The sequence below is a fragment of the Phytoactinopolyspora endophytica genome (genome assembly GCF_004138495.1).
Lineage (GTDB): Bacteria > Actinomycetota > Actinomycetes > Jiangellales > Jiangellaceae > Phytoactinopolyspora > Phytoactinopolyspora endophytica.
This window is the reverse complement of sequence record NZ_ML142864.1, coordinates 193,744-196,082: the sequence shown is the minus strand read 5'-3', so window position 1 is coordinate 196,082 and position 2,339 is coordinate 193,744. Positions and strand designations below refer to the sequence as shown.

Annotated in this window: 3 protein-coding genes; all 3 read left to right on the top strand. The window is 60.2% G+C overall.

All coding sequences use genetic code 11. The features are described 5' to 3' along the window. Positions 1-212: 212 nt before the first annotated feature. Positions 213-1,643, top strand: coding sequence for a GGDEF domain-containing protein (locus ELR45_RS26060; RefSeq protein WP_205857294.1), 1,431 nt, complete (start codon positions 213-215; stop codon positions 1,641-1,643). A 52-nt stretch (positions 1,644-1,695) separates the two neighbouring features. Then, complete coding sequence (locus tag ELR45_RS26055; RefSeq protein WP_165368104.1) at positions 1,696-2,109, top strand: MerR family transcriptional regulator; 414 nt, start codon at positions 1,696-1,698, stop codon at positions 2,107-2,109. A gap of 26 nt (positions 2,110-2,135) precedes the next feature. Next, positions 2,136-2,339 (top strand): aldo/keto reductase (locus tag ELR45_RS39140; RefSeq protein WP_205857293.1); only part of this gene is annotated, 204 nt, incomplete at its 3' end.

Genomic DNA, 2,339 nt, shown 5'->3' with positions numbered 1-2,339 from the left:
ATCCGACACACCTCCTCCCACGACGACGACCACCAACCAAACCCCCAACCTCAGTTCCACGTGCTGTCACGCATCCGACACACCTCCACTCACATCTCAGTTCGCGGGGAAGAAACACTGGCCATGGCCGACGGCGGCGTGCTCATCTCGATCACCGCCAGGGTCCGCCAGCCGAAGCAACCCCCGACTATGTCCATATTGTCCCGACACCGGTGGCGACAAGCACATGCCAACTCGGCTACTATATGGACGAATCGCTCACGGGGAGGTATCTGTACAGGCCGGAGGCAGGTGCACATGTGAGGTCGTTACAACGAACGTGGTGGAGAGACTGGGCGCTCTGGCAACTGCCGCTGCCGGTTATCGTCTTGGTGCTATTCGTGATTGCCGCTGGCGTAGGCGGAAGCGCACTAAGTGCCTTCGTCATGCCCGTGGAGCTCAGCCACCTCACGGTGTTCGCGTTGCTTGCAGCATGCGCGTGGGCAACTATCGAATTGACGCGCAGCATCGAGCGCAAGCGCTCCTACATGAACAAGCCTTATGTCTCGTACGTGGACACAAAATCGGTCTGGAGTTTCGCGGCAGTTATCGTCTTGCCGCCTATCCTGGCCTCGACGATGGTCGTCTTAACCTACCTCATCGCATGGTTTCGAGTTACACACCCACGCGCCGCCGTCCCCTACCGTTGGACTTACTCATGTGCGACCATCCTGATATCAACACAGCTAGCCGCTCTCGTACTTGCACAGGGAATGCATAATTACCCTGGAACTCCAGGGGTCGCGAGCCTGACAGGCCTGTCCGACTTCGGGTTTATTATCCTTGCAGCATTGCTACGGTGGGGCGTCAATATCGGCCTCGTTATGCTAGCAATTGCTCTTGCAAACCCCTCAGCACGTGTCGGTGAACTTTTCACAAACTTCAGCGAGCAAGTCCTCGAGGCGGGCGCGCTAGGGCTCGGTCTGGTTACGGCGGCCGTAGTCTTGACCAGTCCATTCGTGCTTCCCGGCGTCGTCATCGCGCTCGTGGCACTACACCGCAGCCTTTTGGTTCATCAGTACGAAATGGAGTCTCGCACGGACGCCAAGACCGGCCTCGCCACCGTCACACGGTGGCATGAGTTCGCCATGCAAACGCTGACACGAACAAACGACCGTAGCACGTCGATGGGACTTCTGATAATCGACATCGATTATTTCAAGGCAATCAATGACACCTACGGTCATCCGTTCGGCGACGAGGCTCTGAAAGCGATCGCCGGAGAATTCAAAGAAGAGATTCGCGACGACGACGCCTGCGGCCGGTGGGGAGGCGAGGAATTCACCGTGACGATTCCCAACGTAGGGACCTCCCAGAACCTTCTCGCTGTCGCCGAAAGGATACGAGGCAGGGTAGAGGCCATCTCTATGGAGCCACCCAGTCACGTGGAAGAAACAGAGCCTGTCAGCTTGACCGTTTCAATAGGCGCCGCCATGTATCCCGCCGAAGGCATTACGTCGCTTGACGAACTCCTTATGGCCGCTGACGGCGCGCTGTATCACGCCAAGCAGGATGGCCGGAACCGTGTCCGGCTGTGCGAGGAACCGTCGCCGCGGCCCACGGCTGTCGCAGACCCACGTCCAGACACCGAGCCCACAAGCTGACGCTCCGCGATGCCATGGTCTTGACTTAGAGTGCACTCTAAGCTCTAGCGTCATGGGTGTGACGACAGCGGAGATCGACATACCGACCGACGAAGCACCGGCGGCCCTGAGCATCTCGGCCGTCGCGGAGCTGACAGGGGTCAGCGCACACGCTCTGCGGTACTACGAGCGCATAGGGCTCCTGAGCGTCAAGCGTGACCACGCGGGCCGCCGCCTCTATGCGCCGCAGGACGTTCAGCGTGTGGTCTTCATCACTCGGCTACGGCACACCGATATGCCCATTCGGGACATCCAGCGCTACTTCACTCTCGTTCAAGCAGGGCCGGCGACGGAATCCGAGCGGCTGGAGCTGCTGGTCCGGCACCGGGAGTCGGTCCAAGCTCAGCTCGCCAACCTGCACACCGCGCTCGAGGCCATCGACTTCAAGATCGCCGTCTACGGTGGCTCCGACCGCTCCTGCTTGTAACCCCAACCATCTGAACAAGGAGAGACATGGCCCTGCCCGCTCGCGTACTCGGAAGTTCCGATCTCACTGTCTCCGCACTCGGTCTCGGGTGCATGGGCATGAGCGAGTTCTACGGCGCTCGCGATGACCACGAGTCGGTCGCGACCATCCATCGTGCCCTGGACCTCGGCGTGACGTTCCTGGACACGGCCGACGTATACGGGCCTCACACCAACGAGGAGCTTGTCGGC